Raw genomic sequence first — 8,167 nt, forward strand, 5'->3', positions numbered from 1 at the left:
CCATCCACGGGCCTCGCGTCAGGCAGATGCCCACCCGATCACCCGCCTGCACCCCGGCGGCCAGCAATCCGTGCGCGATCCGGTTCGCTCGCATGTTCAATGCGGCGTAACTCCACTGCTCTTCGCCGCACACCACCGCTACCGCGTCTGGCGACAAAGATACATGCCGCTCAAAACCGGCATGCATCACCTCTTCCGGATAGGCGTGGTCCGTCGCATTCCATGCGTACGTCACTTGATCGCGTTCGGTGGGCGTGAGCACAGGCAAGCGCGCTGGCGTTGTGGACGCCACATGAGGGCCATCGCCCTCAAGCGCTTCAACGAGCACATGAAGCGCGTAATGCGTGCGTGCCAGTACGACCTCGGGCGCGATGCCAGCGGCGCAATGCGCTTTGAGCGCAAAACCATCGCCATAGTCGTCTACCGATAGCGCGACTGGATAGTGAGTGTGCTCGTCGCTCGCGAGCAGCCGCATACCGAACGCGGCATCTGCCTGTGTCGCCTCTCGGGCCTGATAGACCTCCGATAGAAACCCGGCGCTGTGACGGTAGTTGATCAGCGCCGCAAATGCCGCCGCATTGGCACCAAGACCGGAACATCGCTGCGCCAGCGCCAAGGGCGCGTGCTCGTGTTCCAGCAGAGCGCCCATCTGTGCATGGATGGCGAGCAACGTCGTTGCAGCTGACGACGAGTCCAGATCGACACGCATAGGCAGTGTGTTGATGAACACACCGGGCGCGCGTGCGATGCCCTCTCCTCCCAGCATGCGGCCGCTGAGTACCGTCCCAAACACGACATCGCTGCGGCTACTGCAGGCTCCCAGCGCCATCGCCCAGGCCAGGTGGAACACCGCAGCGGCACTGACTCCCGCTTGCCGGGCACAAGCTCGGGCGCGCTCGGCAAGCGCATCGTCAACCCTGCGCACCGCGTTTCTCGCGCCGGTTACTCCGTCGTGTACGGCTGCCACCCCGAACGGGGCCGTAACCTCCTCCACCGTCGCCAGCAACTGCGTGAAATAACGCACGTGCTCAGACTCTGACCTGCCGGCCATACGAGCGATGAAGTCGCGATATGGAGAAACCGGTGGCAGAAGCCGGGCTTGGCCACGGACATGCGCAGCTACTTCCTCCAGGATCTGCTCCAGGCTGACATGGTCGCTGACCATATGATGATTGAGTAACGCCAACTGCCACGTTCCCGTTGCGCTATCGAACGCCCGCCAGGTGCGCAATAGCGGTGGACACGTCAAATCCATGCGAACCAACGCTGGATCGGAAACCCGTAGCAACAGATCAGTCGCGGATTGACCGACACCGGGAAGGACTGCCTCAATAGGTAACGGTGCCGTGCGGTGCACTAGCTGGAGCGGTTCTTCTATCCCACTCCAATGAATCGACGTGCGCAGAATATCGTGACGGTCGATCGTGGCCTGCAAGCCTTCCAGGAATGAGTCGAGATCTTCGCTTCGAGCGAACTCAAGCAAGGTGCGAACCAGATAAGCGTCCGGACCTTCGTCGCGCAGGTAGTGGAACAGCATGCCTTGCTGCAACGGAGAAAGCGGATACGCGTCATTCAGATCGTCGATGCTTCCGCGGGCGTTCAAAAGCGCTTGGCGCACCGCGGGGCTGGACAATGTCGGCATGCCACTTGCGCGCAGATCCGCCTCGCCGGTGGATGACATCTGCACGACCAGCCCTGCCAGGTCACTGAGCACAGGAGCAGAAAAAACACTGCGAACATCCAGATGCAAGCCGTGCGCACCCAGCCGCTCGATCAGGGTCACGACCATCAGTGAATGGCCGCCGAGTCGAAAGAAATGATCGTGGCGGCCAATTCGTTCGATCCCGAACAAATCAGCCCAGACGGCGGCAATCTGCGATTCGGCCTGCCCCTGTGGCGCTTCATAAGCCCGCGCGCCCAAAGCATTCCGGTCCGGTATCGGCAATCGGCCAAGGTCAAGCTTGCCGTTGCGCGTGAGCGGCAGCGACGACATCGGCACGAAGGCAGACGGTATCATGTGGTCGGCCAATGCCGCGGACAACGCCACGCGCAGCGCCGCTGCGTCAAACTCCACCGCATGGGTCGGTACGACATAAGCGGCCAGAGTCAGGTCGCCCGATGCATGGGTTCGCGCCACTACCGCAGCCTCCGCGATAGACGGCAAACACAGCAACGCCGCCTCTATCTCGCCAGGCTCGATTCGAAAGCCACGCAGTTGGATCTGCTGGTCGATACGTCCGAGATGTTGGATATCTCCGTTTTCGAGGAAGCGCCCCAGGTCGCCCGACCGATAGAGCCTCTCCCCGGGGGCAAACGGATTCTCGACAAAGCGTTCCGCCGTGAGGGAATCGCGATTCAAATAACCACGTGCGACACCAAGGCCACCCACGTACAACTCGCCCACCGCGCCGTAAGGCAGCATGCGACGCGCGCCATCGAAGATATAGACCGAGGTTGTTGGTATCGGCCGACCAACGTTGTTGTCTGGCTTGAGCAAATCTTCGCCAGATAGTTGTTTGAAGGTGACGTGGACGCACGTTTCAGTGATGCCATACATGTTCACCAGCCCGACATGCGGGTAGCACTCATGGAACGGCGCCAGCTTGCTGGGGTTCAGCGACTCTCCGCCAAATACCACGTATCGCAATGCGTCCAGTCGTGAGTCCGGCCTTGCTGATAAAACACGCGAAAGCGCGTGAAAGGCCGATGGCGTCTGGCTGAGTACGCTCACGCCCTGCGTCAGTAACCACTGCGCAAAGGTCTCGGTATCGGTGCGAACCGGGCTTGGAACGATGGCAGCGTGTCCGCCGTAGACCAGCGCCCCGAAAAGCTCCCAGACCGAGAAGTCGAAGGCGAACGAATGAAACACCGACCACACGTCGCTAGGCCCGAAGCTGAAAGGCATGGCGTCGTTGACAAGCAGCCGCACCACGTTGCGATGGGTAATCGGTACACCCTTGGGCCGTCCGGTGGAGCCCGAGGTATAGATCACGTAGGCCACAGCATCCGGAGATACGTCGTCGCCAACCGTGGCCGAAGATATCTCGGCCAGACTGGGGTCATCCGCCGCAACGGCGGCGTATCCGCCCGGCAGGGCACGTCCGGCATCCGCTCCGGCGGTTACCACGAGGCGCACGTTCGCATCGTCAAAGGTGAACGCAATGCGTTCATGCGGCGCGTCCGGGTCCACCGGAACGTAAGCGCAACCCGCTTTGAGAATAGCGAGTATCGCGACCACCACCTCTACTGATCGCCCGATAAGCAAACCAACTCTGTCGCCCGCTTGGGCGCCACGCAAATGCAGCATTCGAGCCAGTTGATTCGCCTTGGCCTCAAGGGCGGCATAACTCATTTCTGTGCGGCCATCGCTGACCGCGCAACGATGAGGTGCGCCATGGGCCTGAACCTGGATCAGGCCGTGTACCGTTGCAGACAGGGGATAAGTAACGCGTGGCCCGTGGGCCAGATCTAGCTGGTGGGCAATCTGGACCGGCGACAACATCGGCAGATCATCCACGCACCGGTCAAGATTCCGGGGCATTTCTCGCAACAGCGCAACATAGTGTCCAGTGATCTGCTCAACCAGCCATGGATCAAAGAAGTCCGCGTTGTAAACCAGCTGACAGGAATAGGTATCGCCCTTGTCCACAACCAACAGATGGAGATCGTTCTTGCCATAACCCACGTTGGTTTCGATGACTTGAGCGACGAAGTCACTCCCGTGAATGGTTGGCAGCGCGCGCTCAAATTGGAACAGCAAGTCGAACAACGCAGTGCGGCTCATGTCCTTTTCTGGAGCCAGCAGCTGGACGAGTCGGTCAAATGGCAGTGCGCGGTGCATATAGGCATGCGCCCTCGTCCGAGCTGCATCAGCCAATAGACCGCGAACGTTTGTAGAACCATCGATGCGCTGCCGCATAACGAGCAGGTTCGCGAACGGACCTATGGCCGGGCCGGCCACGTCGTCATCGCTTGGACAGCTGGTGCCGAAAACAATGTCCTCGTGCCCCGTGTAGCGCCGGACGAGCGCAGCAAACGCAGCACTGGCGACAGTTGCATCGTCCACACCCGCGGTCGCCGCTATTGCCCGTAACGCGGCCACGATATCGGCATCCATCTCGAACGTGTGTCGCGCGGCTTTGAACGTGTGCACCATAGGCCGAGGCCTATTCAGGGGCATCTCTACAGCCTGCAGCGGTCCGCGCAACTGTCGGAGCCAGTACAACGCCGACGGATCTGCCGTGAACGGCCCGCACTGCCCCCCCAGCAGTCGTGCTGCATAGGCGTCTGCCGATTCCGGCGCCATGACAGTACCGTCGTAGGCGTGCACCGTCGCGCGTGCAATCTGTGCCAACGTCGCTCTATCGGCGATGAAATGATGCACGCAGATGGCAAGCCACGCCTGGCCATTCCAGTCGCGATACAAGCGCGCACGGAGCAAGGCGCCACCGGTGAACGGCAGAGGCTCCTCCGCCCAATTGAGTGCGGTCTCCAGTGGATCGACTTCGACGCCCAAGCGCACTTCGGACCAGTCCACCGAGGTGTCATCAGCAATGCACTGATAGACCTTGGCGTCATCGGAAACGATGCGTGTGCGTAACGCAGGGAAACAGGAGACGACTCTCTCAAGAGCGGATCTCAGTCGCCCGGCATCAAGGTGGCCATCGAAGCGAAGCACCAACGGCAAATTGTGGTAACTCGGACTGGATGGATAGAGCTTGCCAGCTTCGAACACCTCGATGAACCATAGCCGCTCCTGATGTGCCGATAGCGGCATGCGGCTGATATCTATCGCGGCCGGCCACGGGCGATCACCCGTGCCGTTGTCCTGCACAAGCGGAGCGGACACCACCTCGGTTTCGGGTGCGTCCGTCATGGTGCGCAGCAGCGCCTCAAGATGATCCGCATAGCGGTCAATCGTTTCCTGCGAAAACAGCTCGGCTGCGTATTCGTATCGCAGTTCGATATCGCCATCGTCGTCCGTGACATAGAGCGTGAGATCGCACTTGGCCCGCACTTGCAATGCATCGAGCGGTGTCACGTGCACGCCAGGCAACACCAGTTCGCTGCGTGGCATGTTCTGGCACAGAAGCATCGTTTGGAACAGCGGCGTATGGCTGGCTGCCCCACCCTCAGGTCGGACTGCGTCGACAATTCGCTCGAACGGCAAGTCCTGGTGCCGATACGCAGCCAAAGCCGTAGCTCTGACCTTGCGCGCAAGACTCGCGAATGTTTCCGAATCATGCAGACGGAGGCGTAACGGCAGGCTGTTGATGAAAAAGCCAATCAGCGGCTCGAGCTCAACGCGCGCGCGATTGGCGACAGGCGCACCCACGACAATGTCGTCTTGCCCGCTCAAGCGGGCCATCAATGCTGTCCAGCCCGTCAAGGCGGCCATAAACAGTGTTACGCCGCGGCTTGCGCAAAACGCCCGCAGTGCAATGGCGAGCCGTGAATCGAGCGTACGTACCAGCTCGCCGCCCCGCGTACTCAAGACATGCGGGCGCGGCCGATCAGTCGGCAGATCCAGGCGTTCGGGAGCGTCACGAAGATGTGATCGCCAGTATGCGAGCTGTTCTTCCAACCATGCTTCGGGCAATGCCTGCCGTTGCCACACAGCGTAGTCGGCATACTGCACGGCCAAGGCCGGCAAGGGGTTGTGCCTGTCCGAAGCAAAGGCTGAATAGAGCGCGGACAGTTCATCTGTCAGGATGGATACCGACCATCCATCAGACGCGATGTGGTGTTGCATGACAAACAACGCATGGCAATCGGCGGCGACGCGCACCAGCAGGCCACGTATGGGAGCCTCACGTGCCAAATCGAAGCCCTGACGAATCTGGGCCAGACAGGCTTGGCGAGCGGCATCCCAAGCGCTGTCGACAGCCAGATGGCTCAGGTCCATGTCGTCCAGCGTGAAACCCGTCGACGCAGGAAGGATGCGCTGGCAAGCCGCGCCATCATCCGCCCCTATCAATGTCCGCAAGGTTTCGTGACGAGCGACAAGGGCATCCAGCGACGCACGCAGAGCGGTAACATCCAGTGCACCCTCAAGGCGGAACCAGGCGGGCATGTAGTAAGCGCTCGCCTCCTGTGCATCCAGCCGGTCCAGGAACCACAATCGCTGCTGGGCCCAGGACAGCGGCAGATGGCTATCACGCGGCACGGGCACGACAGGCGGCAACCTCGACGCCTGAGCTCGATTCACCTGCGCCGCCATGGCGCTCAGTGACGGATGCTCGAAGATTTCCCGCAGGGGTAACTGCACACCCATGTGTTCTTCGATGCGTGCAACTAAACGCACAGCCATCAGCGAGTGTCCGCCGATCTCGAAGAAATGATCGTGGCGCCCGATCCGGTCCAGCCCCAGTAAATCGGCCCATAGCTCAGAGAGCGCAGCCTCGACACCGCTTTCCGGCGCAACGAAGGCACTCCTTGCTAACGCGTCTTCACTGGGAGGGGGCAGCGCGGCGCGATCCAGCTTGCCTCCTGGAGTCAAGGGCCAGCGCGATAGCACGACAAAGGCCGACGGAAGCATGTATTCCGGAAGCCTGCGAGCAAGCAAGGCACGCAGGTATGCAGGCAGTTCGGCGCATGCTGTGGCAAGCAAGGGGGAGCTACACAGCCCATCGATGCTTGCCCGGTGGGAAGCCACAGGGAACGATACACCCGACAATCGCGACATCAACTCCGCATGGCCAAAGGCTGCGTCGTATCGCCCGTCTTCGCAGTCACAGGCCCAGCTCATCTGTACGGCCAAACCACGATCCATACAGTGCGCCAGAAGCTGCGCGGGCAGTAGTCCGTGATGACCATCGCTCCCGGTTTGCGCTTCTGTGGCGGCCTCTGGTCGATAGGGAACAAAGCCCGAATCCACGCGACGCTCGCCAAGCATGCGTGCGAATGGCGTGACCCACGGATGGGGAATCGCCTGCACGCCTGTCACGATAGCTTTGTTCGTGGAGGCGAGATCGAGCGATTGGAGCAACGCTGCTGTACCGCGCCATTCTTCCCACGCAGGATGCAGTGGCATGCGCTCCGGTTCATCCGCGCGCATGCGAATGACTACGTCATAACGGAAGGCAGCCATTTCTGTATGCCGCCCGCCAAGCTTGGGCATGATTCGTATATCGGCAATGCCGGGGTGACGTTCGCGCAGAGCGGCGAACCAAGCGGGATCGACCAGCAGCTCCCGGTCCGACAATGCCCGGCGGCGTGCCTGCTCGAAGACCTGCACGCCATCGGCATGGGCACTCTGGAAAAGGGCGACCGATAGATGGAAGGCCTCCGCGAAGCGATGATGACGCACATCGCCGACGAACAGGCATCCACCTGGCTCCAGCTTCGACAGAATTCCGGCGACAGTGCGTTCCAGGTAATGGGCGTCTGGAAAATACTGTGCGACGGAATTGAGGATGGCGGTATCGAAACGCCCTTCAATCGCGGTGAGATCGTCGGCTGACGCAGCATGCACCGCGGCTACCGCCGCAACGGCCTGTGTGCGCGCTATGCGTTTTTCGAGCTTGCGGACGGTCCGGGCCGACAGGTCGGTGCCAACGTAACGTCGACAGTCTGCCGCCAGGTTTTGCAGCAGCAATCCGGTGCCGCAACCAATTTCAAGCACATGTCGCGGCTGCAGCTCTCGGATACGCATCAATGTGGTATCGAGCCACTCGCGCATGGCGTCGTCCGGGATCGGAAGACGTGTGTAACTGCTGTTCCATCCAACAATGTCGAAGTCTGCCGACGACGCGCCGATGTCCTCGTCGGCCTGCTCGTCAAAGACATCGGACCATTGAGCGACCTGCGCATCGGTCGCGGCCGAATCGCGGGCCGCCGACAATCTGGGAATAACGTAAGCCACAATGCGCGGCTCATTCCCGCGATCATCCACCACCGTCACAAGCGCATCGCGTACCTCGTCGGCATCACGCAAGCTTGCGTGAATCTCCCCCAGTTCGATGCGGTGCCCACGGATCTTGACCTGATCGTCGTTGCGCCCAAGGTATTCCAGCATGCCATCCATGCGCCGACGTACCAGGTCGCCGGTTCGATACACCCGGCCAGCGTCCTCGGCAAACGGATTGGTGAGGAAACGCTCTGCGGTCAGCTCCGGTTGGTGCAGGTAGCCGCGCGCCACTCCGGCGCCGCCCAGCCATAGTTCACC

Annotated in this window: 1 protein-coding gene; it reads right to left on the reverse strand. The window is 61.1% G+C overall.

From position 1 onward, the window contains the following. On the reverse strand, positions 1–8,167 hold an 8,167-nt coding region (locus DyAD56_RS23315), incomplete at both ends, for a non-ribosomal peptide synthetase (RefSeq protein WP_146010615.1).

The organism is Dyella sp. AD56 (assembly GCF_002878475.1).
GTDB lineage: Bacteria > Pseudomonadota > Gammaproteobacteria > Xanthomonadales > Rhodanobacteraceae > Dyella.